Source organism: Micromonospora sp. DT201, assembly GCF_049841575.1.
In the GTDB taxonomy this organism is placed as follows: domain Bacteria; phylum Actinomycetota; class Actinomycetes; order Mycobacteriales; family Micromonosporaceae; genus Micromonospora.
This window is the reverse complement of record NZ_JBNCKP010000004.1, coordinates 443,687-470,090: the sequence shown is the minus strand read 5'-3', so window position 1 is coordinate 470,090 and position 26,404 is coordinate 443,687. Positions and strand designations below refer to the sequence as shown.

General features: G+C 71.9%; 22 protein-coding genes. 11 read left to right on the top strand and 11 right to left on the bottom strand.

Translation table 11 applies throughout. From position 1 onward, the window contains the following. Nucleotides 1-26: 26 nt before the first annotated feature. From egtB to ACLQ28_RS11635, 4 genes are all read right to left on the bottom strand, one after another. A complete protein-coding gene (gene egtB / locus ACLQ28_RS11650) occupies nucleotides 27-1,358 on the bottom strand; it encodes an ergothioneine biosynthesis protein EgtB (protein ID WP_425686235.1) in 1,332 nt (443 codons plus the stop codon). Nucleotides 1,359-1,486: 128 nt separating this feature from the next. Continuing rightward, nucleotides 1,487-2,716 carry an ergothioneine biosynthesis glutamate--cysteine ligase EgtA gene (egtA, locus tag ACLQ28_RS11645; protein ID WP_425686234.1) on the bottom strand — a complete coding sequence of 410 codons (1,230 nt, stop codon included), beginning with the start codon at nucleotides 2,714-2,716 and terminating at the stop codon, nucleotides 1,487-1,489. 158 nt (nucleotides 2,717-2,874) lie between these two features. Next, a complete protein-coding gene (locus ACLQ28_RS11640; RefSeq protein ID WP_425686233.1) occupies nucleotides 2,875-3,693 on the bottom strand; it encodes a hypothetical protein in 819 nt (272 codons plus the stop codon). Nucleotides 3,694-3,709: 16 nt separating this feature from the next. Then, on the bottom strand, nucleotides 3,710-4,342 hold the full coding sequence (locus ACLQ28_RS11635; protein WP_425686232.1) for an RNA polymerase sigma factor: 633 nt from the start codon (nucleotides 4,340-4,342) through the stop codon (nucleotides 3,710-3,712). 529 nt (nucleotides 4,343-4,871) lie between these two features. Here ACLQ28_RS11635 and ACLQ28_RS11630 point away from each other — a divergent pair. Both ACLQ28_RS11630 and ACLQ28_RS11625 read left to right on the top strand, forming a co-directional pair. Continuing rightward, nucleotides 4,872-6,245: a serine/threonine-protein kinase gene (locus ACLQ28_RS11630; RefSeq protein ID WP_425686231.1), complete on the top strand. Its 1,374-nt coding sequence runs from the start codon at nucleotides 4,872-4,874 to the stop codon at nucleotides 6,243-6,245. A gap of 122 nt (nucleotides 6,246-6,367) precedes the next feature. Continuing rightward, nucleotides 6,368-7,630: a nucleotide sugar dehydrogenase gene (locus ACLQ28_RS11625; RefSeq protein WP_425686230.1), complete on the top strand. Its 1,263-nt coding sequence runs from the start codon at nucleotides 6,368-6,370 to the stop codon at nucleotides 7,628-7,630. Between the two features lie 92 nt (nucleotides 7,631-7,722). Here the strand turns inward: ACLQ28_RS11625 and ACLQ28_RS11620 are convergent, their stop codons facing one another. From ACLQ28_RS11620 to ACLQ28_RS11605, 4 genes are all read right to left on the bottom strand, one after another. Then, on the bottom strand, nucleotides 7,723-10,197 hold the full coding sequence (locus ACLQ28_RS11620) for an ABC transporter permease (protein WP_425686229.1): 2,475 nt from the start codon (nucleotides 10,195-10,197) through the stop codon (nucleotides 7,723-7,725). A 148-nt stretch (nucleotides 10,198-10,345) separates the two neighbouring features. After that, nucleotides 10,346-11,008, bottom strand: a complete 663-nt coding sequence (locus ACLQ28_RS11615; RefSeq protein ID WP_425686228.1) for a response regulator — start codon at nucleotides 11,006-11,008, stop codon at nucleotides 10,346-10,348. Then, nucleotides 11,005-12,216: a sensor histidine kinase gene (locus ACLQ28_RS11610; RefSeq protein WP_425686227.1), complete on the bottom strand. Its 1,212-nt coding sequence runs from the start codon at nucleotides 12,214-12,216 to the stop codon at nucleotides 11,005-11,007. Before ACLQ28_RS11610 ends, ACLQ28_RS11615 begins: the two co-directional genes overlap by 4 nt. 25 nt (nucleotides 12,217-12,241) lie before the next feature. Then, nucleotides 12,242-12,955, bottom strand: coding sequence for a DUF305 domain-containing protein (locus ACLQ28_RS11605; RefSeq protein WP_425686226.1), 714 nt, complete (start codon nucleotides 12,953-12,955; stop codon nucleotides 12,242-12,244). A 138-nt stretch (nucleotides 12,956-13,093) separates the two neighbouring features. On the opposite strand from ACLQ28_RS11605, the gene ACLQ28_RS11600 reads away from it, so the two are divergent. From ACLQ28_RS11600 to ACLQ28_RS11560, 9 genes are all read left to right on the top strand, one after another. Further along, nucleotides 13,094-14,530, top strand: a complete 1,437-nt coding sequence (locus tag ACLQ28_RS11600; RefSeq protein ID WP_425686225.1) for an LVIVD repeat-containing protein — start codon at nucleotides 13,094-13,096, stop codon at nucleotides 14,528-14,530. Nucleotides 14,531-14,875: 345 nt separating this feature from the next. Beyond that, nucleotides 14,876-16,102, top strand: a complete 1,227-nt coding sequence (locus tag ACLQ28_RS11595) for an SLC13 family permease (protein WP_425686224.1) — start codon at nucleotides 14,876-14,878, stop codon at nucleotides 16,100-16,102. A gap of 230 nt (nucleotides 16,103-16,332) precedes the next feature. Further along, nucleotides 16,333-17,259 (top strand): nucleotidyltransferase family protein, encoded by a 927-nt coding sequence (locus ACLQ28_RS11590; protein ID WP_425686223.1) that lies wholly within the window; start codon nucleotides 16,333-16,335, stop codon nucleotides 17,257-17,259. Further along, entirely contained in the window at nucleotides 17,252-17,659 is a 408-nt protein-coding gene (locus ACLQ28_RS11585) for a lasso peptide biosynthesis protein (protein ID WP_425686222.1), read from the top strand. The genes ACLQ28_RS11590 and ACLQ28_RS11585 overlap by 8 nt, the downstream gene beginning before the upstream one ends. A gap of 131 nt (nucleotides 17,660-17,790) precedes the next feature. Then, nucleotides 17,791-17,946, top strand: coding sequence for a lasso RiPP family leader peptide-containing protein (locus ACLQ28_RS11580; RefSeq protein ID WP_184187525.1), 156 nt, complete (start codon nucleotides 17,791-17,793; stop codon nucleotides 17,944-17,946). Between the two features lie 34 nt (nucleotides 17,947-17,980). Beyond that, on the top strand, nucleotides 17,981-18,595 hold the full coding sequence (locus tag ACLQ28_RS11575; protein ID WP_425686221.1) for an ABC transporter ATP-binding protein: 615 nt from the start codon (nucleotides 17,981-17,983) through the stop codon (nucleotides 18,593-18,595). A gap of 85 nt (nucleotides 18,596-18,680) precedes the next feature. After that, nucleotides 18,681-19,463, top strand: a complete 783-nt coding sequence (locus ACLQ28_RS11570; RefSeq protein ID WP_425686220.1) for an ABC transporter permease — start codon at nucleotides 18,681-18,683, stop codon at nucleotides 19,461-19,463. Between the two features lie 8 nt (nucleotides 19,464-19,471). Continuing rightward, nucleotides 19,472-20,626: an asparagine synthase-related protein gene (locus ACLQ28_RS11565; RefSeq protein ID WP_425686219.1), complete on the top strand. Its 1,155-nt coding sequence runs from the start codon at nucleotides 19,472-19,474 to the stop codon at nucleotides 20,624-20,626. After that, nucleotides 20,623-20,904 (top strand): PqqD family protein, encoded by a 282-nt coding sequence (locus ACLQ28_RS11560; protein ID WP_425686218.1) that lies wholly within the window; start codon nucleotides 20,623-20,625, stop codon nucleotides 20,902-20,904. The genes ACLQ28_RS11565 and ACLQ28_RS11560 overlap by 4 nt, the downstream gene beginning before the upstream one ends. Here ACLQ28_RS11560 and ACLQ28_RS11555 read toward each other — a convergent pair. The 3 genes from ACLQ28_RS11555 to ACLQ28_RS11545 all read right to left on the bottom strand — a co-directional run bounded on the left by ACLQ28_RS11555 (nucleotide 20,892) and on the right by ACLQ28_RS11545 (nucleotide 26,402). Then, the gene (locus ACLQ28_RS11555; RefSeq protein ID WP_425686217.1) at nucleotides 20,892-21,776 is read right to left on the bottom strand and encodes a hypothetical protein; all 885 of its coding nucleotides are present in this window, start codon (nucleotides 21,774-21,776) and stop codon (nucleotides 20,892-20,894) included. The genes ACLQ28_RS11560 and ACLQ28_RS11555 overlap by 13 nt on opposite strands. A 64-nt stretch (nucleotides 21,777-21,840) precedes the next feature. Continuing rightward, nucleotides 21,841-24,534 carry a fibronectin type III domain-containing protein gene (locus ACLQ28_RS11550; protein WP_425686216.1) on the bottom strand — a complete coding sequence of 898 codons (2,694 nt, stop codon included), beginning with the start codon at nucleotides 24,532-24,534 and terminating at the stop codon, nucleotides 21,841-21,843. 278 nt (nucleotides 24,535-24,812) lie between these two features. Beyond that, entirely contained in the window at nucleotides 24,813-26,402 is a 1,590-nt protein-coding gene (locus ACLQ28_RS11545) for an asparagine synthetase B family protein (protein ID WP_425686215.1), read from the bottom strand. Between the last annotated feature and the right edge of the window lie 2 nt (nucleotides 26,403-26,404).

Sequence of the window (26,404 nt, the reverse complement as noted above, 5' to 3'; positions counted from 1 at the left end):
CGCCGGGCCGTCGGCCGCGCGGTGGCTCACCGGTACGACTCCTCCGGTCCGGCGTCGCGGGCGCAGCGGAAACCGCTGAAGATCTGCCGGCGAATCGGATAGTCCCAATTGCGGAAGGTGCCCCGGCAGGCCGAACGGTCGGTGCCGAACGAGCCACCGCGCAGCACCCGGTAGTCGTCGCCGAAGAAGACCGCCGAGTATTCGCGGTAGGGAAACGCGGTGAAACCGGGATGCCCCTTGAACGTCGTCGACGTCCACTCCCACACGTCACCGATGAGCTGGTGCACACCCAACGGCGAAACACCAGCTGGGTACGCGCCCACCGGCGCCGGCCGCAGATGGCGTTGATCGAGGTTGGCGTGGGCCTCGGTCGGCTCGCCATCCCCCCAGGGGTAACGGCGGGACCGCCCCGTCACCGGGTCCCAACGGGCCGCCTTCTCCCACTCCGCCTCGGTCGGCAGCCGCTTGCCGGCCCACGCCGCGTACGCCTGCGCCTCGTACCAGCACACGTGCACCACCGGCTCGTCGGCGCGGACCCGGCTCCACGTGCCGAAGCGCCGGTACGACCATTCGTCGCCGTCGCGGCGCCAGTGCAGCGGCGCGCTGAGCTGCTCCCGAAGCCGATGTGCCCAACCGGCCGGACTCCACCAGCGCTGATCGGTGTAGCCGCCGTCGCCAATGAAGGCTGCGTACTGCCCATTGGTGACCGGGGCGGCGTCGATGACGTACGCCGGCAGGTCGACGCGGTGCGCGGGGCGTTCGTTGTCCAGAGCCCACGGGTCGGTGTCGGTGCCCATCATGAAATCGCCGGCCGGCACCAGCACCTCCCCGCCGACCCGGGCGGAGGGCTCAGGCGGCGGCGGGGCGTGCAGCACCGCCGACCCCGAGCGCAGCTGGTGGGTGGCGAGCATGGTCTCGTCGTGCTGCTGCTCGTGCTGCACGATCATGCCGAAGGCGAACCCATCGGCGACCAGCGGCCGCTCGGTGAAAGCCACCGCGTCGAGCAGGTCGTGCACCTTGTCCCGAACGGTGCCCAGGTAGGCGCGCGCCTCGGCGGGCGGCAGCAGCGGCAACGTCGGGCGATCCCGTCGCGGCTGCTTGAACGCGTCGTAAAGCTCGTCGATGTCGCACCGAATCGGCTCGCGGCCCCCGACGTCGCGGACCAGCCAGAGCTCCTCCTGGTTGCCCACATGGGCGAGGTCCCAGACCAGCGGCGACATCAGCGGTGAATGTTGGCGCATCAGGTCGGCGTCGTCGACCACCTCGGTCAGCAGCATCGTGCGGGAGCGGGCCCGAGCCAACTCCCCCGCGATCCGCGCACGCAACTGCTCCCCGTCGGCGTGTCCCGTCGTGCTCACGGTCACTGATTCGCCCTCCGATCGCGACTGCGGGGCTCGCAACCCCGGCTCACTCCTCGCGCTCACTGATTCGCCCTCCGATCGCGACTGCGGGGCTCGCAACCCCGGCTCACTCCTCGCGCTCACCGTCACCGCCTCTCTGCGGCGGTCAGCCGCCGTCGTATACCCCGCTGGATCTCGTCGTGGATGCTGGCCGGCAGGTCCAACCGGGGCAGCGTGGCCAGGGCCAGGTCGAGCAGCGCCGCCGCGGCGCCAGCCAGCGCCCGGTCGGCCAGGCCATGCCGGGCTGCGGCCGACCAGCGGTGCGCCACCGGCGCGGCGATCGCGTACGCCCCGCGCACCGTTACCGGATCAGTGAAGAGGGCGGTCAGCACCGCCAGCGGGAGCCGCCAGTCCCGGTCGGGTTGGGCGTCCAGGTAGCGCAACTCCAGGTAGCCGCGCGGCCGCACGGGGGGAAAGAGGGTGCTGACGTGGTAGTCGAGGTCATCGGTCGTCGGCGGGTGGGGCAGCGCACCGTCGAGCCAGTCGGCGAACGTCACGCCGACGGGCGGGGCCCAGTCGGGGCCCTGCCGTCGCAGGCAGAGCAGCGGTGCGGCGAGCACGTACCGGATCCAGGTGTCGGTCGGGTCCTCGTCGACACAGCCGGGCGTCCAGACCGGGCGGGTGCGGGCCGGGTCGATGGCCAGCCAGGCGGCCATCCGCGCGGAGGCCCACCCGGTGCGCCGTCCGGCGTGCCGGCTGGCCGAGGCGAACACCGCGAGCAGCGGGGGGCCGACCGCGTGGGCGGCTGCCCAGCGTGCCGCGACCTGGTCCGGCTCACCGGCGTCGAGGCAGACCTGCAGGCCGGCGGTGCTGTACATCATCGTGCGGCCCGCCGGACCGTGTCGGTCGAAGGAACCGCGCATGGCCTGGTAACGGGGAGTTTCCAGCACCGGGCGGGGCCGTCGGTGTGGGTCGATTCCGCTGCGGCCGAGGATCAACCCGGCGGCGGCCAGCAGGTCGGTGACCTGGGCGATATCTGCCTCGGTGGCCTGAATCAGCACGGTGACCGAGGGACGGGGCGGGGTGGAGATCTCCAACTGGCCACCCGGCTCCAGGGTGACCATGCCGCCGTGTCGCAGCGGCTCAGCCGGGCTTGTGGCATCCAGCGTGGTGGGGCTGTGCCGCCCCAGCGCCGCCCGCAGCCGCGTCAGGTCGACGGGACGGGCAGGATCGGCGGCGTCGTGCACTGTCCATTCCAGTTCGACGCCGGTGAGTGCCGGTGGGCCGGTCTTGAAGCAGATCCGGGCGAGGTGCCGCCCTGCGGCTGCGGACTCATGCAGGATGGCGCTGCGGTCCAACTCGGGCGACGTCACCAACGGTCGGGCCCCCTCTCCGTGTGCCGGCTGCGGGACACGGTGCCACCGTAAACTCACCCACCGACACCGTCGGGGGGCGTGCGCGGCGCCACCAAGCTCTGTCTAACAGACGAACTTTCCCCCACAGGGCGGAACGAACCGCCCCAGTCGTCGACCGCTTACTCGCGGGTGGGGTGGCCCGTCGGCGGGGGTGGTGGCTCGGGCTTAGCCGCATCGGACGGCCTGACCTCGGGCACCAGCCGCTGGCAGTACGCCTCGACCTCTTCGGCGCCGCCGGCGGCGATCACCAGCCTCTCGAAGGCCGGCGTCCGCAACGCCGTCTCCCGTTGTTCGGGTTTCTTGGCCTGCCAGGCGCGACACAATCCGTGCAGTTGGCCCTCGGGCGGGGTGTGTGCCGGCGGGGTTCCAGGAGGCGGCATGCCAGGAGACGGTGGGCCAGGAGACAGTGGGCCATGCGACGGCGTGCCGGGCGACGGCGTGCCATGGGACTCCGACCGTCTGGGCTCGCCGGACGTGGGCGCCCTCTCGTCGGGGGTCGGTGACGTGCCCGACGGCGCCGGTGGGACCGGGTCCGGCGCCCAGTCCCGGGTGGTGACCGCGGCGAAGGCCGCGCCCGCCGTGGCGGTGGCGGCCACCGCGCCGATCCAGGCGACCGCGCCAGTGGTCAGGCGGCGACGGCCCTGCCGGTGTGGCGCGGACGACGCCGGGTTGGCCCGGGCGGCCCGGAACGCGGCCAGCGCGGCCTCCTCGCCGGCCAACTCTCCGGGCCGGATCGGGCCGGCGGCTGCGGCGAGCAACCCGGCCACCGGCTCGGCTGAGGGCATGGTCGGGGAAGGCACACGGACCTGGGGTGACGTCGCGTCCCCTTCGACAGGCGCGGTGCGGTGCGCCTGATCCGACGCCGTGTCCAGGTTGGCGCGGGCCGAGTCGAGCAGCCGTTCGGTCTCGGCATGGTCGGCCCGCCGGAACGGGTTCATCCAGAATCCCCTCACGTCAGCCGTCCGCCGGCTCAGCGCGCGATGCCCGCAGGGATGCGCCGCTGCCCGGGCGCGGCGGCGGCACGCCCTCGCCCCCGATGGACGGCTCGGCCGGGGTCTGCCGCTCCAGCAGGGCTGCGAGCCGTCGCAAACCCCGGTGGGTGGCGGTCCGAACGGCACCGGCCCGACGGCCCAGCACCCGACCGGCGGATTCCGCGTCCAAACCGATCACGGCCCTCAGCAGGACTGCCTCGGCCTCGCGGGGAGGCAGGGTGGCGATCAGTGCCAGGGCGGTCTCGGTGCCGATCGTCTCGCTGGCGCCCTCGGCCGTGTCCGCGTCGCTGGCCAGGTCGACGAGCGCCTGCACCGGGACGGGCAGGGACGGTCGGCGGCGCAGCCGACGCAGGTGATCCATCGCCCGGTTGCGGGCGATCGTGACAATCCAGGCGCGGAACTCGCCACCGGTGAAGCTGGGCAGGTCACGGGAGATCTGCAGCCAGGCCTCGGAGGCGACGTCCTCGGCGTCCGCGCCGACAAGTGCGGTCAGATACCGCAGCAGGCCCGGCTGGAGGCTGCGGTACAGGAAGCGGAACGCGTCCTCGTCGCCCGCCTGTGCTGCGCTGACCGCCTCCGACAGCTCGCCGGTCATCCGCGATGCCCAGCGCACGCCGGCCCGATCGGCCGCGCTGAGGCAGACCACACGGTACGAGTCGTCCGTCCGATCAGCACCCGCACCGCCCTCCGCCGATCCGATCCTGCCCGCGACCGAGGTCGTCAGGTCGCGATGCCTGGTGGGTCAACGCCAGGGTGGTCGGCTCGGCGCGCACTGCCGGCCGAGGTCGCCGGGCGGCACCGAGCCGGACTAACGCTAGGACCGACCCAACGGCGCGACAAGTCGGCGCGTTGTCACGGAAGAGTGACGATTCTCAACCCTGCGGGACGGCATGTTGTCGTCACGGCCCGTAATCAGGGGGCGGAATCCGCACCCGAAAGCGCTCTATTGCCGCGCCGCCGACCGCCCGTACGTCGAAATATGTCGGATTTCCTCACAGCACGTCGTCACGCCGTCACAAAAAAGCTGCGTCCACACAGGTCAGGCTGGATGAACGGTCCGTATCACTCGTTCGGCCGACCGGGCGTGACGCGCCGACTCGCACCGCTCTGGGTACGGTATTGCCGTGTTGTCATCGGAGGTCGTGCTCAGCGGTCGCTACCGCTTGGACGAACGTGTCGCCACCGGCGGTATGGGCGACGTCTGGCGTGCCTCGGACCTGATCCTCGGCCGGCAGGTCGCGGTCAAGGTCCTGCTGCCAGCACTGGTCTCCGACCCCGACTTCATCGCCCGGTTCCGGGCCGAGGCCCGGATCATGGCGGCGCTGCGGCACCCCGGCATCGTGCAGGTCTTCGACTGCGGAGCGGACGACCTGCCCGACGGCGGTCGGGCGGACTACCTGGTCATGGAGTTCGTCGACGGCGAGCCGTTGTCCAAGAGGATCGAGGCGGCCGGCCGACTCGACGTGGCCGAGACGATGTCGATCGTGGCCCAGGCGGCCGCGGCACTGAACGCGGCGCACCGCGGCGGCATCGTGCACCGCGACGTCAAGCCCAGCAACCTGCTGGTGCACGAGGACGGCACGGTTGTCCTGGTCGACTTCGGCGTGGCGCGTTCCACCGACATCACCAGCATCACCAGCACCAACGCGGTGCCCGGGACCGCCCTCTACATGGCACCCGAGCAGGCCGCCGGCCGGCCGGTCAGCGGTGCCACCGACATCTACGCGCTGGGCGCGGTCACCTACTGCTGTCTCACGGGTAGCCCGCCGTTCACCGGCGACAACCCGCTCCAGGTTGCCGTCCGGCACCTCGACGACGAACCGCCGGAGTTGCCGCACGAGATCCCGGAGGCGGTCCGTGCCCTGGTGTCCCGGGCCTTGGCGAAGGATCCGCTGGATCGGTTCACCAGCGGAGCGGCGATGGCCGAGGCCGCTCGGACCGCGGTCACCGGCGGCGAGCCCCCGACAGCGATGGCAGTGGCCGTCTCGCTGCGTGACGCCGGGCCGGCCACCGGCACCGACGTGCCGACCGGCGCGGCGGTCGCGAGTGAGGCCCGGGCCGGGCGTCGGCGGCGGCGTGGGCCGCTGGTTGGCGCGGGGGTGGCCGTGCTGGTGGCGCTGGTCGGGCTCGGCGCGGCGCTGGGCGCGGGGCGCGATGCCGGCGACGATCCGGCGGTCAAACTGCCGACGACCTCGCCGACGGTGGCGCCGACCGGCCCGCTGGACCTGCCGGCGGCGAACGAGCAGCCCACCAGCGCCGAGACGGGCCGGCCTGACCGGTCGCCCCCTCCCGGCAACTCCCCGTCGGCCCCGGTCTCCACCACGGCGAGCCCGAAGCCCAGCCAGACAAGCAGCCCGCCGACGCCGACACCGACGCCGACGGTGAGCACTCCGCCGACCACTGCCCCGACGGATGATCCGACCACCCCGCCACCCTCGACCACGCCGACCACGCCGGAGACCACGCCGTCCGATCCGGTCGAACCGGAGGCCGGCTGAGCGCGACGGCTGCACCCGCTGGTAGTCCCACCAGCACCGATATCCCCAAAACGGACTTGTGGCACCGAAAGCGCCTCTAGGCTCTCAGCAGGCTATATCTACCATCTGCTGCGGGAGCCTGGGTGAGCGCTGAGAAGCTGGTCGTGATCGGTCAGGGGTACGTCGGACTGCCGCTGGCAATGCGCGCCGTCGAGGCAGGGCTGGACGTCGTCGGCCTCGACGTGGACGCCGATCGGGTGAAGCGTCTCGCCTCCGGCGAGTCGTTCGTCGAGGACATCAGGACCGACCGCCTGGGCCGGGCGTTGGGAAGCGGTCGGTACAACCCCAGCACGGAGTACACCGATGCCGAAGGCTTCGACATCTGCGTCATCACCGTCCCGACCCCGCTGCGCGACGGCACCCCCGACCTGAGCTTCGTCGAGCAGGCCGGCGTCGGAATCGGCCCATACGTACGCCCGGGCTGCACGGTGATCCTGGAATCGACCACGTACCCCGGCACCACCGAGGAGTTGCTGCGCCCTCTGTTGGAGTCGGCGAGCGGGCTGCGCAGTCCCGGCGACTTCCATCTCGGCTACAGCCCGGAGCGGATCGACCCGGGCAACCCGACGTGGCGGCTGGAGAACACCCCGAAGGTGGTCTCCGGCGTGGACCCGGCGTCGCTGGTCAAGGTCGACGAGTTCTACAGGCGCCTCGTGGAGCGCACCGTGCCGGTGGACTCCACCCGCGTCGCCGAGCTGACCAAGCTGATCGAAAACACCTTCCGCCAGGTCAACATCGCGCTGATCAACGAGCTGACGATGCTCTCGCACCACCTCGACATCGACGTCTGGCAGGCGATCGACGCCGCCGAGACCAAGCCGTTCGGTTTTCTGCCGTTCCGGCCCGGGCCCGGCGTTGGCGGGCACTGTCTGCCGATCGACCCGTGCTACCTGTCGTGGCAGGTCAAGCGCCGTCTCGGTCGGCAGTTCCGCTTCATCGAGCTGGCCAACGACATCAACCACGAGATGCCCGAGCACGTCACGCAGCGGATCATGGCGGGGCTGAACCGGAACGGCCGCGCGGTCAGTGGTGCCCGGCTGCTGCTGCTCGGGCTGGCGTACAAGAAGAACACCGGCGACATGCGGGACTCCCCCGCGGTCGACGTGGCCCGCCGGTTGCAGGCCCTCGGCGCGGAGGTCCACGCGGTCGAGCCGTTCGCCGAGGCGCACCAGATCCCGGCCGGGGTCACCGTGGTCGGGCTCAGCGAGCAGGAGGTGCGGGCGGCGGACGCGGTGGTGGTGGTCACCGACCACGACAGCTTCGACTACGACCTCGTGGTTCAGCACGCCCAGTACGTCTTCGACACCCGCAACCGGTGCGTCGGTCCAGTGGTCGAACGCCTGTAGACCCGGCACCGCTGGCCGGTCCCGCCGCCGGGGAAGACGGCGGGGCCGGCCGGCGGATGTCCGTCCGTTCGCCTGGGCGGCGGCACGACGGGTCACTGGTCGGCGAGCGCCTCGACGACCGGGCGGGACAGTGCCCGGCGGGCCGGCAGTACCGAGGCCAGCAGGGCGGCCAGCACCGCGACGCCGAGGACCAGCCCGAGCTGGCCGAGCGGCAGCACCACGTGGAAGTTGTCGTCGAAGCGGGCCAGCAGAGCCATCGCGGAGGCGCTGACGCCGGTGCCCAGCCCGACCCCGAGCACCGCACCGACTAGCGCCATCAGCCCCGCCTCCACGGCGAGCACCGCCCGCATCCGCGCTCGGGTGAGCCCGACCGCCCGCAGTACGGCGTTCTCTCTGGTGCGCTCGACCACCGACAGGCTCAGCGTGTTCGCGACGCCGACCAGGGCGATCACCACGGCGAGGCCGAGCAGCGCGGTGACGAGGGCGAGCACCATGTCCACCGTGCCGGTGAGCATCTTCTTGTACGCGCCCTGGTCCATCAGGTTCACGGTCGGGTAGCTGCCCAGCACCGCCTCGATCGCGTCCCGAGCGCGCTCGGCGCTCACCCCGGTGGCGGGGTTGATCTCGGCCAGGAAGCCTCGCTGACCGGGAAAGAGCGCGGTGAAGTCCGCGTCGGCCATGTCGATGACGTGGCCGGCGGGCGCACCGTTGCCGGGCGTGTCGTCGGTGACGACGGCGGCCACCCGGAACGACCGGCCCCCGACGGTCACCGAGGAGCCGACCTGCCAGCCGCGTGCCTGCGCCAACTCCCGGTGCACCAGCACCTGCCCCGGCCCGACCTGATCGGCGGCGCCGGCCAGCACCCCGCTCAACGTCCGGCCGACCAACGCCGGGTCGGCGGCGCGGATCTCGATGTCGGCGGCGACCGTGCTGCGCTGCTCGTGCACCACACCCAACTCGGGGCGGGCGGCCAGCTCACCGACGAGCGCGGCAGGCAGCTCCTGACCGATTCCGACGACCACGAAGTCCGTCCCGATCTGGGCATCCACGCTGTGTTCGATGCCGACCTTGGTGCTGCGGCCGCCGACCATGAAAGCCGACACGAGTCCGATCCCGATCACCAGGGCGGTGGCGGTCGAGGCGACCCGCTGCGGATTGCGGACCGCGTTGGCCACCGCCAGCGCACCGATCGTCGGAAGCAACCGACGTGCCGGCCAACCGAACACCCGGGCCAGCGCCGGGACGAGCACCGGCCCGAACAGCACGATCCCGAAGAAGGTCAGCACCCCGCCGAGGGCCACCAGCAGCAGCTGACCGGCGCTGGCGGCGCCAACCAGCGCGGCGACACCGACGGCCAGCACCACCGCGCCGAAGGTCAGCCGAACCCGACCAGCACCCTGGCTCTGCTGCACCGCGGCGTCGGTGAGGGCGGCCACCGGAGCGACCCGTGTCCCCCGCCAGGCCGGGAGCAGGGCGGCGCATACGGTGAGCGCGGTGCCCAGCAGCAGGCCGGTCAGCACTGTCGAACCGGTCACGGTCAGGCCGCCGCTGACCGGTACGTCCAGTCGGGACATCAACAGTCGCATCCCGCCGGCGAGGGCCACCCCGAGCAGCACGCCGAGCGCGGAGGCGACCAGCCCCAGCACCGCCGACTCCAGCAGAGCGGCCCGGAAGACCTGCCCCCGGGTGGCGCCGATCAGGCGCAGGAGCGCGGTCCGCCGGGTGCGCTGTGCCAGCACGATCGCGAAGGTGTTGGCGATCACGAAGCCGGCCACCACCACGGCCACCCCCACGAAGATCAACAGCAGCATCCGGAACTGGGCCACGTTGCGGACCGCGTCCTCCACGGCCTCGTCGAGGATCTGCTGGCGACCCTTCACGGTGAATTTGCCACCAGCCACGGCGCGTAGCTCATCGGCCAGCGCCGTGACGGAGGCCCCCGGTCGGGCCGCCACCATGATGCGGCCATAGCCCCGCTCGCCGGTGAGGGCCAACGCGTCCGGTCCGACCAGGCCGACGAACGGGCCGCCGACGTCGCGGACGGTGCCAGCCACGTCGACGGTGCCGACCAGGGTGTACGAGCGGGCCGCGCCGCCGGTGCTGCCGACGCGGACCGGAGCGCCGAGCGTGAAACCCTCCTCGGCCACCGTCGGCGCGTCGAGCACCACCTCCCCGGCACGGTCGGGCAACCGGCCGGCGACCACGTCGTACGAGCGCAGAGCGTCCTCGGTGGGGATCGCGACGAGCATGGTGTAGCCCAGCACCGGGCGACCGTCGGTGCCGAGGAGCCCCGCGGTGTTGGTCAGCTCCCCGGCTGCGGCGGCCACCCCGTCGACCGCGCGCACCCGGTCGATCAGGTTCGGGGGCAACAACTCACGGCCGGTCGAGTAGACACCCAGGTCGGTGTGCCGGTCGAAGGTGCCGGCCCGCTCGTACGCCCCGGCGCTCATCCCGTCGACGAAGATCATGGTGCCGGCGACGAACGCGACACCGAGCACGACGGCCAGCGCGGACAGCAGCATGCGCAGCGCTTCGGCGCGCAACGAGCGCAGGGTCAGGCGGATCAATGCGGGGCTCCCGGTGCAGGTGGCGGATCGAACCCCTCCGACGCTATGGCCGGAGTTGGTCGGTCGATCTCCACCTGAGCGCTCGACCTGTGTGCGCCCCGAGTCGCGGTGCCCCCGCCGACCGCTACGCCCCAGGTCGTACGCGGACTCATCCGCCGGGTGTCACCAGCCCACTTTCGTACGCCAGGACCACCGCTTGGACGCGGTCGCGCAGCTGGAGCTTCGCCAGGATCCGCCCGACGTGGGTCTTCACCGTCGCCTCGGCCACATGCACCTGGGCGGCGATCTCCGCGTTGGACAGCCCCTGTGCGACCAACAGCAGCACCTCGTGTTCCCGTTCGGTGAGTTGGGTGAGGCGAGGGTCTGCGATCGGGACGGCGAGTTGCCCGGCGAACCGGTCCAGCAGCCGCCGGGTGATCGACGGGGCCACGACCGAGTCGCCCTGGGCCACCACCCGGATCGCGGCGAGCAACTCCTCCGGCGGGACGTTCTTGAGCAGGAACCCACTCGCCCCGGCCTGCAGGGCCGCGAACGCGTCGGCCTCGGTGTCGAACGTGGTCAGCACCAGCACCCGGGGCGTGCCCGTGGGCCGGTCGGCGCAGAGCCGGCGGGTCGCCTCCACCCCGTCCATGGTCGGCATCCGAATGTCCATCACGACCACGTCGGCCTCGGTGCGGGCGAGCACCCGCAGGGCGTCCGCGCCGTCGATCGCCTCCCCAACCACCTCCAGGTCGGGCTGGGAGTCCAGCACCATCCGAAACCCGGCGCGCACCAGCGCCTGGTCGTCCACGATCACCACCCGGACCGTCATGCCGCGATCACCTCCGTAGCCGGGTCCGACGGTAGCGGCAGCCGGACCTCGACCTGCCAGCCCCCGGCCGGCCGAGGCCCGGCGGTGAGGCTGCCGTCGTACACCGTCACCCGCTCCCGCATGCCGAGCAGACCGTGACCGCCAGACGGTGCCGGGCTGACCAGCGGGCGGCCCCGACCGTCGTCGCGGACCCGGACCACGATGGCCTCGGCGGTGTACGCCAGGACGACCTCGACGACGGCGTCGACGCCGGCGTGCTTGAGCGCGTTGGTCAGCGCCTCCTGCACCACCCGGTAGACGGTCAACTCCAACCCTGGGGGCAGGGTCGGCGGTTCACCGGTGACGGCGCTGCGGACGCACAGCCCGGCGTCGGCGAACCGGGACAGAAGATCGGGCAACTCGGCCAGGGCCAGCCGTCGGTGCTCCGGGTCGGCGGCCACCGCGAGCCCGTCCCCGCCGGACGGCCCGGCGTCGCGCAGGACGCCGACCAGCCGACGCATCTCCTCCAGTGCGGCCCGGCCGGTGTCCGCGACCACCTTCACGGCGGTACGCGCCTGGGCGGGGTCACGGTCGAGCATGAACCGGGCGCCGTCGGCCTGGACGATCATCACCGCCATGCTGTGGGCGACCACGTCGTGCAGCTCACGAGCGATCCGGGTGCGTTCCTCGGCGACCGCCGCCCGGGACTCGGCTTCCCGCTCGCGTTCCAGGGTCGTTGCCCGTTCCTCCAGGCTGAGCACGTAGAGCCGCCGGGTCCGCACGTTCAGCGCGACCAGCCACACCGCGCCGGTGACCAGCGCGTACCACAGCGCGCTCACCCACCAGAAGATGACGCCCGGGGTCTGCACGGCGGCGAGCACCACGCCCACGGCGGCGACCGCGCCGGCGAGCACCCCAACGCGCAGCCGCTCGCCATACTTCACCACGCTGTAGAGCGCGATCAGGACGGCGACGTCGAAGGGCAGTGGACCCCACTGGGCGATCACCTGCACCAGGCTGAGCGCCGCGACCGCCACGGTCACCGCACCCGGGTGTGCGCGGCGGAACAGCAGCGCCCCGGCCATCCCCACAGCGACCAGCGCGGCCGCCCAGCCGCCCGCCAGGTTGGCCGAGCCAGCCAGGCCGATGAGGGCCACCACGGCGGAGACGGCCACGTCGAAGGCGACGGCGCGCAGCGGGCGACCGAACATCGTGCGTCTCACGGTCACCCAGCGTACGTGCCGCAGGGCGCGCTCAGCGGGCGAGGACCTCGCGCATTCGCTCGATCTCGACGGTCTGCTCGGTGGCGACCGAGGTGGCGAATTCGTTGAGCGTCAGGTCGGAACCGACCGTGATTAGGTTGGTGGCCAGTTCGATGGCGCCCTCGTGGTGTGCGGTCATCATCTGGACGAAGAGCCGGTCGAAGTCCGCGCCACGGGTTGCGGCGAGCTGCCGCATCGCCTCGGGTGACTGCATGCCGCGCATGGTGCCGTGATCGTGTCCCTGGACCTCGGCCGGGAGGCCGCGGGTCTGCAACCAACCACGCATCATGCCCATCTCCGGCCCCTGGCTGGCCCGGATGCGCTCGGCGAGGGCGCGGATGTCGGGGTCGACGGCACGGTCTCCTGCGAGCTCCGCCATCGCGAGGGCCTGCGCGTGGTGCGGGATCATCATCCGGACGAACCAGACGTCCATCGAGTTGTGCGGGGCGGGGCCTGCGTCGCGGACCTCGTGGGCCGCGCGGGTGGCCGCCGACTCACCCGGGCGGCCAGGCGCGATGACGGTCAGGTCGGTGGGTACGGGGCTGGCCGTCGGCGTCACGGCGGGCAGGGTGGTGGCGGGCGCGGAGACCGACTGCGCGGCGCCTGTCGTGGCGTCGACGCCGGCGCGGCTCACGATGAAAGCGACAAGCGGAAGCACGAGCGCCAGTGTGACGATCGCCAGGGTGCGTGCGCGCCGGTTGGTCATGGGCCACTCCCTGAGGTCGAGGTCACCGCGATGCTATCCATTGACGAACGCACTTTGGTGTGACCCGGGTCACATCGACGACCTTCGTCGGAAGGTAAGGTGTCGACCATCATCTTCCCCTTGCGAAGGGCCTCGCCGATGATCAGACTCCACAAGCCACGGTTACGACAACTCCGCACCGTGGCGCTCGCCACGACCGGCCTCCTCGTCGCCAGCGCGCTCGTCGCCCCGGCGAGCAACGCCCAGGTGGTGCCGCAGGCGGCTCCCGCCGCCAACACGATCCCCGGTGTCGACGAGATCGTGAGCAGCCCCAACCTGCGCCAGATCGCCAACGTTCCCAAGGTCGCGCCACTGGACGCGATCAACAGTGACATCGCCTTCCAGGGCAAGTACGCGTTCGCCGGCAACTACAACGGCTTCGTCATCTACGACATCTCGCGGCCCAGCGCGCCGACGGTCAAGGCCCGGGTGCTCTGCCCGGGGTCGCAGAACGACATCTCCGTCCACGGCGACCTGCTGTTCCTCTCCACCGACTCGTCCCGCAGCGACGACTCCTGCAACAGCACCGCGCAGGGCGCGGACGTGAAGGGGTCCTGGGAGGGCATCAAGGTCTTCGACATCAAGGACAAGGCCAACCCGCGGTACATCAAGTCCGTCGAGACGGCCTGCGGCTCGCACACCCACACCCTGGTGCCGGGCAAGGACCGCAAGGCCGTCTACCTGTACGTCTCGTCGTACAGCCCGCGGGCCGAATTCCCGGACTGCCAGCCGCCGCACGACTCCATCTCGATCATCAAGGTGCCGCTGAAGAAGCCGACCGACGCGGCCGTGGTCGCGACGCCCAACCTCTTCCCGGATGGCGGCTTCCCCGGCAGCACGACGGGCTCGGCGACCACCGGATGTCACGACATCACCGCCTACCCGTCGAAGGACCTGGCCGCTGGCGCCTGCATGGGTGACGGCGTCCTGCTCGACATCAAGAACCGGGAGGCGCCCCGGGTCATCAACCGAATCCGGGACGAGGTCAACTTCGCGTTCTGGCACTCGGCCACCTTCAACAACTCCGGCACCAAGGTGATCTTCACCGACGAGCTGGGTGGTGGCGGGGCGGCGACCTGCAACGAGGCCATCGGACCCAACCGGGGCGCGGACGCCATCTACGACATCAGCGGCCGCGGTGATGCCCGGAAGATGACCTTCCGCAGCTACTACAAGATCCCCCGGATGAACGCCGACACCGAGAACTGCGTGGCGCACAACGGCTCGCTGGTCCCGGTGCTCGGTCGGGACATCATGGTCCAGGCGTGGTATCAGGGCGGCATCTCGGTCTGGGACTTCACCGACTCGGCCCACCCGAAGGAGATCGCCTTCTGGGAGCGCGGCCCGCTCTCGACCGACTCGCTCGTCGGCGGCGGCACCTGGTCCGCGTATTACTACAACGGCCACATCTACTCCAACGACATGGTGAAGGGCCTGGACGTCCTGGAGCTGAACGACTGGCGGACCTGGACGGCCAAGCTGACCCGTTACAACGAACTGAACGTGCAGACCCAACCCAGCTACCTGGGCTGGTAGGCACCACGCACCACGCACCACGCCAGGCCCGGTCCCCGCTCTCCGGGGGCCGGGCCTGGCCACGTCCGAGCGGGCGGCTTTCGTGCCCGCTCGCACGCTCGGCCCGCCCCCCGGGACAACCCTGAGCGTGTCCTTTGCTCTGCTTCCCCCCAGGCAACACCCAACGTCCGGATAGCGGACACCTGGTGTTGCCTGGGGTGAAGCAGAGCAAAGGGGCTGAACAAGAGGTGCGCCGGGACTACTTCGTGCGGTCCGCCGGCCGTTCGGGGGCGGCCCCGGTGGGGTCGGTCACGAGGTCGGGGGCTGGCGGTCGGCCGGTCGGACGCTATGCGAACGTGGTCAGACGTGAGGTCTCCCGCCGGCGCGCCGCCCGCCCCGCCCGAGCCGACCGTGCGCTGGCGCCCCCACCCGCTCGACCTGGTGGCGGTCGCCCTCGCGGTGGTCGGCGCGGGCTGCGCGCTGAGCGGGCTGCTGTCCCGTGCGGAGACCACCGCCACCCTGCACCGGATCCTGCCGCTGCTGCTCTTCCTCGGCACCGTGATCGTGCTCGCCGAACTGACCGCCGTGGCCGGCGTCTTCGACGTCCTGGCCAGCCGGCTGGCCATCGCCTCCCGGGGCAGGTGGGTGGCACTGTTCCTGCTCTGCGGCGGCCTCGCCACACTGACCACGCTGGTGCTCAACCTCGACACCACCGCCGTGCTGCTCACCCCGGTGCTGCTCGCGTTGGCCCGCACCCTGCGCGTCCCGGCTGCCCCGCTCGCGGTCACCACGGTCTGGTTGGCGAACACCGCCAGCCTGCTGCTGCCAGTGTCGAACCTGACCAACCTGCTGGCCGCCGACCGGGTCGGGCTGACACCGCTGGCCTACGCCGAGCGGATGGCGCTGCCGCAGATCGCCGCGGTGGCGGTCACCATGGCACTGCTCTGGTACGCGTGGTGGCGACGGGACCGGCCGGCCGGCGGGCGCTTCGTCCCGCCGGCCCAGCACGTGCCGGCCGACCCGGTGCTGCACCGCGCCGCGCTCGCCGGCTGCCTGCTCTTCGTCGCCGGCATCCTCGCCGGAGTGGAGATCGGCCTTGCCTCCACCGCCGCGCTCGTGCTGGTGCTGATCGGCTTCGTCGTCCGCTCCCCCGCCACGCTGCGTCCGGCGTTGGTGCCACTGCGGCTGCTGCTCTTCGTCACCGGCCTGTTCCTTGTGGTGCAGACCCTCGGTCAGCACGGGCTGGACGACCTGGTCGGCAACCTCCTCGGCGCCGACGGCGGGGCAGGCGGTGCGATCCGCGCCGGCGGGACCGGGGCACTGCTGGCCAACGCGGTGAACAACCTGCCGGCCTACCTGGCCAGCGAGTCGGTGCTGCCGGCCGGCGACGTGACCCGCCTGCTGGCTGTGCTGATCGGCACCAACGTCGGCCCGCTGGCCGCACCCTGGGCGTCGCTGGCCACCCTGCTGTGGTTCGAACGGTGCCGGGCGGCCGGGGTGACCGTGCCGTTCACCCGGTTCGTGCTGACCAGCACCCTGCTCGCGGTCACCGGCACGCTCGCCGCGGTCGGCGCGCTGCTGCTGGTGAGCTGACCGGAGCAGTTTCGGCCGCCGAGCCAGCCCGGCCCTGAGGGTGTCGACCGCGCGGTCCTGGCCAGCAGGCTCCTGACCTGCCGAAATGTGGTATACCAGAAATCGCCAAATGTCCATATATGCGAGCTGATCTCGGATTCATCCCCCACCCCAGAGGCAGGCTGGATGTCACTGTCGTACCGTCACCGCGCACGTGTGGGACCGGCACTCGCCCCCGTCGGGGCCCTACCGTGACCGTCTCCCCCGGCCTCGCCGTGCGCTGCCTCGCCCTCGACGCCCTGGCCGCGTCCACCAGCGACGTCCTACGCCGACACGGCGTCGAGAGCATGCTGCTCAAGGGCGCCGGCCTGGCCCGCCGGCTCGGCACCGATCGGCTCTACGCCGACGTGGACCTGCTCGTCGCACCGGACACCGTCACTGCCGCGCAGGACGCTCTCCACGCCGCCGGTTACCGACCGAAGCTGCCTCCGGACCTGCACGACATCGCGGCCACCTGGCACGAGCAGCCCTGGCGCGCCCCCGGGCCACTGCCGCTGACCATGGAGTTGCACCGCGGCTTCGCCGGGGTCGGCGACTACGAGGAGCTGTGGCGGTCGCTGCGCGCCGCGGCGGACCACTTCGACCTGGCTGGTGGGCGTGTCCTCGTGCCGGACGAGGCCGGCACCGCCCTGATCGCTGCCCTGCATGCCGCCAGTCCGGCCGGTTTCGGCAAGCCAGCTCGGGACCTGGCCAACGCGTTGGCGGCGTTTCCCCCGGGCACCTGGGAGGCAGCCGGCCGGCTCGCCGCGCGGTGCGACGCGGTGCCGGCGTTCACCGTCGGGCTCGGGGTGCTGCCCGCCGGCGTGGCGGTCGCGGCCCGGCTCGGATTGTCGTCCACGCGCGGCCCGTCGTCGGCATGGCTCGCCGCCCGCCTGGCCAGTCCCACCGCCGTCGGTCTGGCGCACCTGGCGGACGTGTCCGGGCCAGGGCAACGCCTGCGCGTTCTGTCCCGGCTGGTGCTGCCGTTACCGGTACACCTGCGGGAGTTCGACGCACGGGCGCACCGCGGCCGGCTGGGCCTGCTGTGGGCGTACGCCCGGCGCATCGGCCGACACGTCCGGTTGCTGCCCCGGGTGCTGCGGGAGCTGCGGACCGCGCGGCAGCGGCAGCATGGCTGACCCGGTACGCGCGCTGCGCGCTCTGGCCCGAGTCATCCGCCGGCACGGGCCGCTCGGCTTGGCCGTGGTGGCGTGGACGCTGCTGGCCTGCCGGCGGGTGCGCCGCCAGCTCGCCCGGGGTGGGCTCGACGCGGTACGCCTGCCCGCGCCGCCGCCCGGCGGCACCGACACTCTGGTCCGGCGCGCGCTGGGCCGGGGCGGCGGCAACTGCCTGGAGAGCGCGCTGGTGCTGCAGCGCTGGTTCGCCCGGCGGCGGGTGGCGCGGACCGTGGTGATCGGGGTCAGTGCGCCGGGGGCCGGGTTCCACGCCCATGCCTGGCTCGACGGCGACCCGGACCCGCACCAGCACGAGTTGGCGGAGATCCTGCGCCACCCCGTCCCGAACTCCTGGCTGCTCTGACCACCCGCAGGCGTAACCGAACTGCCCTCTGGGCGGTTCTCGACGTCGTGCGACGTTTCGGCCTTCAAAGACATCTAAAGCACCGGATGACCGTTTATGCTGGTAAAACACCGAACGACTAGGGAGAACCCATGACATCGAACCGCGAGCCGGACACAGCCCAGACCGCCGCTGCGGACTACCGGCCGCCGACCATCCAGCGCCTGGGCACCCTCGCCGAGTTGACCAAGGGCGGCACCGTAGGTCCCGACGACGGCCTGGGTGGCGGCGGCGACGGTTCACTCTGATCCGTCGACGCCCGACATCGTGGGAGGACCGCCGATGCTCACGGTCCGCCGGGCACAGCGTCGGTTCGGGCGCCGGGTGATCTTCAGTGACCTGGACCTCGACGTCCCGGTCGGTGCCCGAGTGTTCCTGGGCGGCAGCAACGGCTCCGGTAAGACCACGCTGCTGCGGTGCCTGTCCGGCACGCTGGCCCTCAGCGCCGGACAGGCCACCGTCGGCGGCCACCCGGTCGGCTCACTGCCCGCCCGAGGCCTGACCGGCGTCTGCCTCGCCCCGGAGCAGGGCCTGTACGAGAAACTGTCGGCGCGGGAGAACGTGGCCCTCGTCGCCCGACTCCGGCTGCCACGGCAGGCCGTCCGCCCGGCCGTCGCCCGGGTCGAAGCCGAGTTGGACCTGACCGGCTACGCCACCGTCCCCATCGAACGATGTTCGGCGGGAATGCGGGCCCGGGTCAGCATCGCGCGGGCCCTCGTCGCCGAACCGGCGCTGCTGCTGCTCGACGAACCGGGCCGGTCCCTCGACGAGAGGTCCCGGCTCCTGCTGTGGCAGGCACTCGATCGGCGTCCCGAGCTGACCTGCGTGATCGCGTCGCACCTCGCCGACGACCGCAGCCGGTGCCAGTCCGTGCTGACCCTCGCGACCACGCAATGACGACACCGACCACAGCGGCCACGCCGTGACGGCGACCACCGTCCCATCAGTCGGTCGTCGGGCCGCTGGCGCCAGTCCAGTCGGGATGGTCCTCGCCCTGGTCCGCCGCGATCTCGGCGATCCACGGCAGTTCCGGCTGCCGCTGCTGTTGGACCTCGCTTTCGGGGTGGTGAACCTGGTCGTCTTCCTGTTCATCTCCCGGGCGCTGACCCCGTCCTCCGGCACCGACCTCACCCACTCGCCGAGCTACTTCGACTTCGTGGCGGTCGGCATCACCTTCCTGCTCGTCCTGCAGGCCGCCACCACGCAACTGACCAGCCGGGTGATCCGGGAACAGCGCAGCGGGACGCTGGAGTTGTTGGCCGCCCAACCCGTGCCGGTCACCGCGCTGACCATCGGGACCGCCGGCTACCCGTTCCTGTTCGCCCTGCTGCGCTCCTGCGTCTACCTGGCGATCCTCGGCACCGTGCTCGGCCTGCGCACCGATCGGGCCGACTGGTGGGGGGTCGCGGTGATGCTGGTCGCCGGCACCGCGTCGTTGCTGGGCATCGGCATCGCGCTGGCGGCGTTCACTGTCGCTGTCGGCCATGGCGACGCCGCCGCCCGACTCTTCGTCGTCGGGCTCACCTTCGTGTCCGGCACGTACTTCCCGGTCTCCGGGCTCCCCGGCCCGCTGCCGGAGCTGACCGCGGTGCTGCCCAGCCGGATCGCCCTGGACGGCCTACGGGCCGCGCTGGCCGGCGGCGACTGGGCCGGGTCGGCCGGCACGCTGCTCGGTGCCACCGCGTTACTGCTGCCGGTGTCGAGTTGGGCCTTCGCGCGGGCGCTGCGGTTCGCCGCCGGTCGCGGCACCCTGAAACGCGATTGAGGTACGACATGCTCCGTCCGACCCCGTTCGACCTTGCCACCGGCACGCTGCTCGGTATCGCTCCACCGCCGCCGCGTCGGCCCGTGCCGGCCGGTATACCGGACCCGCTGGGCGCGCTCGACGCCGCCGTGCTGGCCGGCTTGTCCCGGCCGCCGTGCGTGGTCAGCTTCTCGGGCGGGTTGGACTCGTCGTTGATTCTGGCGGTGGCCGTCCGGGCAGCCCGCCGGGAAGGGCTGCCGGACCCGGTCCCGGTCACCTGGCGGTTCACCGGGGCCCCACGCGCCGACGAGTCGGACTGGCAGGAACGGGTGATCCGGGCTCTGGGGATCGGTGGATCGTGGCAGATCCTGCGGGCCGACGACGACCTGGACCTGGTCGGGCCGGTGGCCCGCCGGCTGCTGCACCGCCACGGGGTGGTCCATCCGGTCAACCTGCACCTGCACCTGCCCATCGCCGAGCTGGCCGCCGGCGGGTCACTGCTCACCGGCGCCGGCGGCGACCAGATCCTGGCCGGGTGGCGTCGCCCGCCGGCTGCCTCGTTGCGCGACCGCCTGTGGTGGCTGCGGCACGCCGCGCGTACCCGTCAAGGGCCTGCGGCGATGTTTCCCTGGCTGCGCCCGGCGGTGGCCCGGGAGGCGCGCCGGGCGGTCCGCGCAGAGCTTCGGGCCGAGCCGCGCCAGCTGCGGCACCGGATGGCCTGGCACACGCGGCGTCGGGACGTGCGGATGACCTGTTCGGCGCTGGCCGCGCTGGCCGCCGAGCACCAGGCCACCGCGATTCAGCCGCTGCTCGACGAGGGATTTCTGGCCGCGCTGGCGCTGCTGGCCGGCGACCGCCGAAACATCGGCCGGGACCAGCTGCTCACGGAGATCGTCCGGGGAGCCCTGCCGGCCGAGGTCACCGCGCCACGCCGCAAGGCCCGTTTTCTCGAGGTGTTCTTCCGGACGCCGACCCGGGAGTTCGTCCGCTCCTGGGACGGCTCCGGCGCCGACCCGCAGCTGGTGGACCCGGACGGTCTGCGCCGGCTCTGGTCGCACTGGCCGATCCCCGGCGGCACCGCGAGCCTGGTCCAACAGCTCTGGCTGGCCGCCAACCCGGCCGGGCCGACCGGCACCGCCGGCCGACCGGAGCGTTCCGACATCGACGTGGAGGTCAAGTCGTGACACCGCATGAGGACGTACACCGGGTCGACCCGGACCGGGTGGCCTGGCGGGTGGCCGGCGACGAGGTGGTCGTCCTGGACACCGCCAACTCGGTCTACTTCGGGCTGGATTCGGCGGGCGCGCTGCTCTGGCAACGACTGGTGGCGGGTGCCACCAGCACCGAGTTGGTCACCGCGCTGGAGGAGACCGCCGCGGTGGACCGGGAACGGGCCCGAGCCGACGTGGCGGCCTTCCTGAAGGATCTACGCGGGCACGGGCTGCTGCTTCAACGGCCCTGACCGGAGCCCACGGCCCTGCTCGCGGCGATGGTGTCCGCGAGCAGTCGGTGGGTGTCGTCGAGCGCAGCCCAGTCGCGCGGCCGGGTCAGGTCCCACGCCGGCAGGGCGGCGATCGACAGCAGCGCCGTCGGGTCGGAGCGCAGCTGACCGAAGGACCGTTGCCCGGCGAGCCGGGCCAGCAGGGTGGTGCCGGGCAGCCGGGTCAGGGTGACCGCGTCGCCCCAGCGCAGGAAGAGCCAGCCGCCCAGTGGGACGTGGGGCTGGATCGGGGGCAGCCCGACGCGCAGCCGGTCGCCGGACCGGACCGGCCAGGTGGGCAGCGCCGCGCCCGGAACGGGCTGCCGCAGGTCGACGCAGCGGGGGCCGGCGAACGCTTCGGTGCCGTCGACGACCAGGATGTCGTCGGTCAGGATCGGCACGCCCCGGGCGGCCAGGGCGGCGAGCAAGCTGCTCTTGCCAGCGGTACGCGGGCCGAGCACCGCCCAGGCCCGCCCGGCGAGCACGAAGGCTCCGCTGTGGAAGGTTTCCCGGCCGACCCACCGGTTGACTGTCGTCGCCACCGGAGCGAGGTACGGGTGGGCCAGCACGTCCGGGGTAAGCGCGGGGCCGTAGAAGGTGGCAGTGCCCGCCAGCCGGTCGAGGGCGAGGGTCCGCCCGTCGGCGAGGACCCGGGTGCCCTGTCGGTTGTCGAGCGGCACCGGCGGCGGTGGCGGTGCGTCGAGTTGGCGGACCTGCACGGTGGGCCACCCGAGAGCGGCGCCCTCGGCCGGCAGCAACTCGGACACCTTGTCCAGCCCGTGCACCCGCAGCCCGTAGACACCTCGTCCGGGTGTCGACATGTTCTCCCCGCTCATCGACTGCTCAACGATCATGGACAGCGCACGGTGCGGGTGGCGCTCGTGGTGACGCGCCACCCGCACCCTCAAGCGACGAGCGTCAGCGGAACGTGCCGCTGTCGACTGTCAACTTCTGCGACTCCTTAAGCCGCTTGGCGTCTGCCGCGCGCTGCTTGGTCGCCTTGGTGCCCTTCGCCGACGCCGCGACGGTGGGGACCACTCCTCCGCCGATCGCGTCCACGTCGTACGCCACCCACCACGATCCGGGTGTGTCGACCGCGAAGCTCAACGCGATGTTGATCGACGCACCCGGCGCCAGGCCACCCAGGTCGATGGGGATCGTCAGGGTGGTGCCCAGCCCTCCACCCGGCGGGCTGGTAGCCGGCGAATCCATGGCCAGATTGCGCACCAGCAACGTTCGACCATCACTGATGGTGATCGAGGTGGTCGCGTTGGGCGGGTTGATCAACCGCAGGTTGGAGTGCACCGCCGGCGACGGTCCACCGGGGTACGGCGCACCGTTCTCCGCGCTCACTGAGGTGATCCGAATCCGCGCCTGGGTGATCGGTGCGGACGACCTGTTGGTCAGCGTCCGCCGGATCACCAGGCTGTTCGGGGTGCGGACCCGGTTGGGCACGTCCGACACGGCCACGTTCGGGTCGAACAGTGTCGACTGCACCGCGGCGTTCTGCTGGTAGGTGCCGAGGGTGTTCTGCGGGGACGGACTGCCGAGTGTGGACGGAACCCCGTTGATCGGGCCGAGCACGGTGGCGACCAGCCGGAAGTCGGCGACGTTGTTGGCGGTGTCCTTCAGGTTGCCGGCGATTCTGAGCCGGTTCCAGGCGTGGTGGACGAACGGCGGGCTGGTGAAGGCGGGCAGTGGTGGGCCTTCGGAGAAGCCCGGTGTCGATCCCGCCCGGTCGGTGACCGTGTTCGCCGCGTCCGGTGCGACCACCCGGAACCCGCCCTGGCCGAGGCTGGGGACGATGAGGTCGGGTTGGATGTTGTACAGGGAGTAGTTGGCTGCCGCGATCAGGTAGCCCCGTCGGGGCGGCAGCGGCCGCGCCGAGCCCGGAATGGTGATGGACAACCCACCCGGCGCCTCGACCTTGAAGCCGGCAATCGGCAGGTTGATCGCACTGCTGTTGACGATCGAGACGAACTGGTCGGTGAGACCGTTGATGCCGGACTGCGCGAACTGGTCGATGGCCACCTGACGGGGCACTGCCGAGACCTCGATGACGACCTCGTTGGACACCGCCTCGCCCAACGGGCCGGACCCGTCGTACTGCGCCCGGAACTGGTTGTGGCCGAAGGCCGGTACGTAGATCTGGAAACTGGCCACGTTGAGGGTCAGCGGGAAGGTGCCGAGCGGGGTCTCCACCCCGTTGGGCAACTCGTCGATGAGGGTGACGCTGCCCTCGGCGACGCCCGGGCCGACGATGACCTGGAATTGCACCGCGGCGCCGAAGGGGGCGGCGTTCGTGGACGCGGTCAGGGTGGCCACGCTCTCGGGCTGGATCAGGATCCGGATCGCCCGGGTGGCACTCTGGCCGTTGGCGTCGGTCACCTTGACCGTGGACGGGAACGGGCCGACCTGAGTCGGCCGGCCGGACACCAGGCCGGTAGCCGGATCGAGGGTGAGCCCGGGCGGCATTGCGCCGGAAGCCAGGCTCCAGACGAACGGTGCAGTACCACCGACCACGTTGAGCTGCTCGGCGTAGGGCGCGTCCACCTCACCCAGCGGCGGCGGGGGGAAGGTCAGTGTCGGCGCCTGGTTGACGACGAGCACGATCAGGCGTGTGCCGGTCTGTCCGTTGGCGTCGTTGACGCGGATCACCACCGGGTAATCCCCGGGGGTGGTCGGTACGCCCGAGATGCCGTTGGTGAGCGGGTTGAGCAGCATCCCCGGTGGCAGGCTGCCCGAGGCGATCGACCAGACGAACGGCGGCACACCGTGGGTGATGTTCAGGGTGGCCACGTAGGCGATGCCGACGGTCGCCTCGGTCGGGTGCTCGAACAGCAGCGTCGGCGACACGTTCGCGATCACCAGATCGGACAGGGGCGACTCAGGGCCGGTGCCCTCGGCGGTGCGGGCGGCCACCGTGAACCGGTAGGCGGTGGTGGGGATCAGCCCGGTGACGGTGTTGGTGGTGGACGCTCCGAAGGTCTGTGCGGGGTGACGCACGCCGCCGACCCAGGGAGTGACGATGTAGTTGGTGATCGGTGAGCCGCCGTTGGGGCCGGGGGTCCAACTCAGCAGGACGGTGGCCGTGTCGGCGGTGACCGCGATGATGGTGGGTGCGCTCGGCAGAGCCATGATCTTGGCGCCTGCGGAGGGCTTGCTGGCCGGACCGGTGCCCTCGGAGTTCTTCGCGGCAACCGTAAAGGTGTAGGTGCCCTTGGCGGTCAGACCCTCGATCTTCTGGGTGGTCTTCGACTCGTCGAAGGTGACAGTCTTCGCCTTCTTACCGTTGCGGTAGGCGGTGACCAGGTAGCCGGTGAGGGCGGCGCCGTGGTCAGCCGGCGCCTTCCACTTCACTGTCGCCGTGCCGGCACGCCAGGACGCGGTCGGCTTGGCCGGTGCGGCCGGTGGCTGAGCCGGGGCGGCCGCCTGGGCGACGCGCTCCATCGTGACGGCCGGCGCTGTCACCGGCGCGATCGCGGGTGTGGGGGCACGACTCGGGGCGCGAGCCGAGGCCGCCGTGGGCGCGACCAGCAGGCTCATGATCAGCGCCAGGATTGCGGCGCATGCCGTGACGGCCCGTGGTCGGGCACGGAGCACTGGGGACATGAATGTTTTCTCCCTCTTCCGGGGATGAGGACCACAGCGGATGGAGGAAGGAGACGGGCGACCGGCTGATGAGTCCTCGGCGGCCACGCGCCTGATGCCCCCGGCCGCAGGGCGACTGGCGGAAATCCGACCGCCGCTCACGGAATGGCTTTCACGTATTGAGCGACGATTCTCTATCTACATTTACCAGTTATCCCAGGTCAACGGGCATATGGGGAGGTGGGAATTTCTTCCCGTGGGCGGCGGCTGTCCGGAACCCGACTGCGGCCGAGCGACGGTCAGCGGCGGGCGGGGCGCGGGCCGACCAGCCGGCGGACCACCGGCGCGGCATTCCACTTTGCCGCACCGACCAGGTCGCGGGCGTGCTCCAGGATGGTGTAGTCAGGCCGGTCCATCCCGTCGGCGATGGCCCGGTCCAGGTCGTTGCCACACCGGCTCAGCACGGTGTCGAAGTCCCGGCGCACCGGCTCCTGCAGGTCGTAGCCGAACGAGCGGTGCAGCCGCGCGAACAGCGGCTTGTACAGCCGGACCCGCTCGTGCAACCCCGACGAGTACGACATCGGGTGCTTCGGGCGGCGCAGGATGTAGTCGGGCAGCACATCGGCGAAAGCCCGCCGGACGATCCACTTCTCCTGCCCGTGGCGCACCTTCAGGTCCAGCGGCAGCCGCATCGCCAGCTCCACCACGCTCAGGTCGAGGAAGGGCACTCGGGCCTCCACCCCGTACGCCATTGCGGCCCGGTCGACCCGCTGCAACTCCGTACGGCACAGGTTGCGGATCCGGTGCAGGAACAGTCGGCGGGCCGCAGCCGGGGCGACCTGGCGATACATGGGGTACCCGCCGAACAGTTCGTCCGAGCCGTCGCCGGTCAGCACCACCTTGATGCCGAGGTCACGCAGTCGCCGGAAGATCGGCACCGAGACGACCGCGTTGATGATGTCGCCGTACTCGGTCAGCTCGGAGATCCGGATGGCCTCGCGCACGTCGGCGAGCCGGATGTCGCGCGGGCGCAGCTCGACCACGACGTGCGGCACGTCGAGGTCGGCGGCGAGCCGCCGGGCGTACGCGACGTCGGGGCTGTCCGCGGCACCGACCGTCACCGCGACGCAGTCCGGGTGGATGTCGCGGACCTGCCGCAGGGTCACCGAGCTGTCCAGCCCACCGGAGAGCACCACCCCGACGGTCAGGTCGGTCTCCACCCGCATCCGGATGGCGTCGCTCAACGCGGCACGGACGAGCAGGGCGGCCTCGTCCGGGTCGTCGATGACCGGCAGGCCCTCGCCGATGGTGAGCAGGTCGACGTACGGGCGCAGGCGCACGTGCCCGTCCGTCTCCGCCCAGCCGTGGTGCCCGGGTGGGACCTCGGCGATCGGGGCGCCGTGCCCGACGAGCGCCTTGACCTCGGAGGCGAGCTGCAGGCAGCCGGGCCGACGGGACCAGTAGAGCGGCTTGACCCCGAGGGGGTCGCGAGCCAGGTACGCGCGGCCGGTGGCCCGCTCGACGACTGCGAACGCGTACTCACCGCGGAGCCGGGTCACCGCGGCCTCGCCCCACTGCTGGAACGCGGCGAGCAGCACCTCGGTGTCGCTCTCGGTGCGAAACGCCTGACCCAGGCGGGTCAGTTGCGCCCGCAGCTCGCGGTAGTTGAAGATCTCGCCGTTGAAGCAGAGCAGCCAGCGCTCGTCGGTCGAGGTCCACGGCTGCACCGCCCGATCCCGGTCGACGACCCGTAGCCGGCGGGTGCCGGCGAGCAGCCCGCTCTCGGATCGGGTTTCGGTGACCTCACCGCGAGGGGCCAGAACGGCGAGCATCCGCCGGAAGGTCGCCGGGTCGGCCTCGGGGCCGATGCTCAACGCGATGCCGCACACCG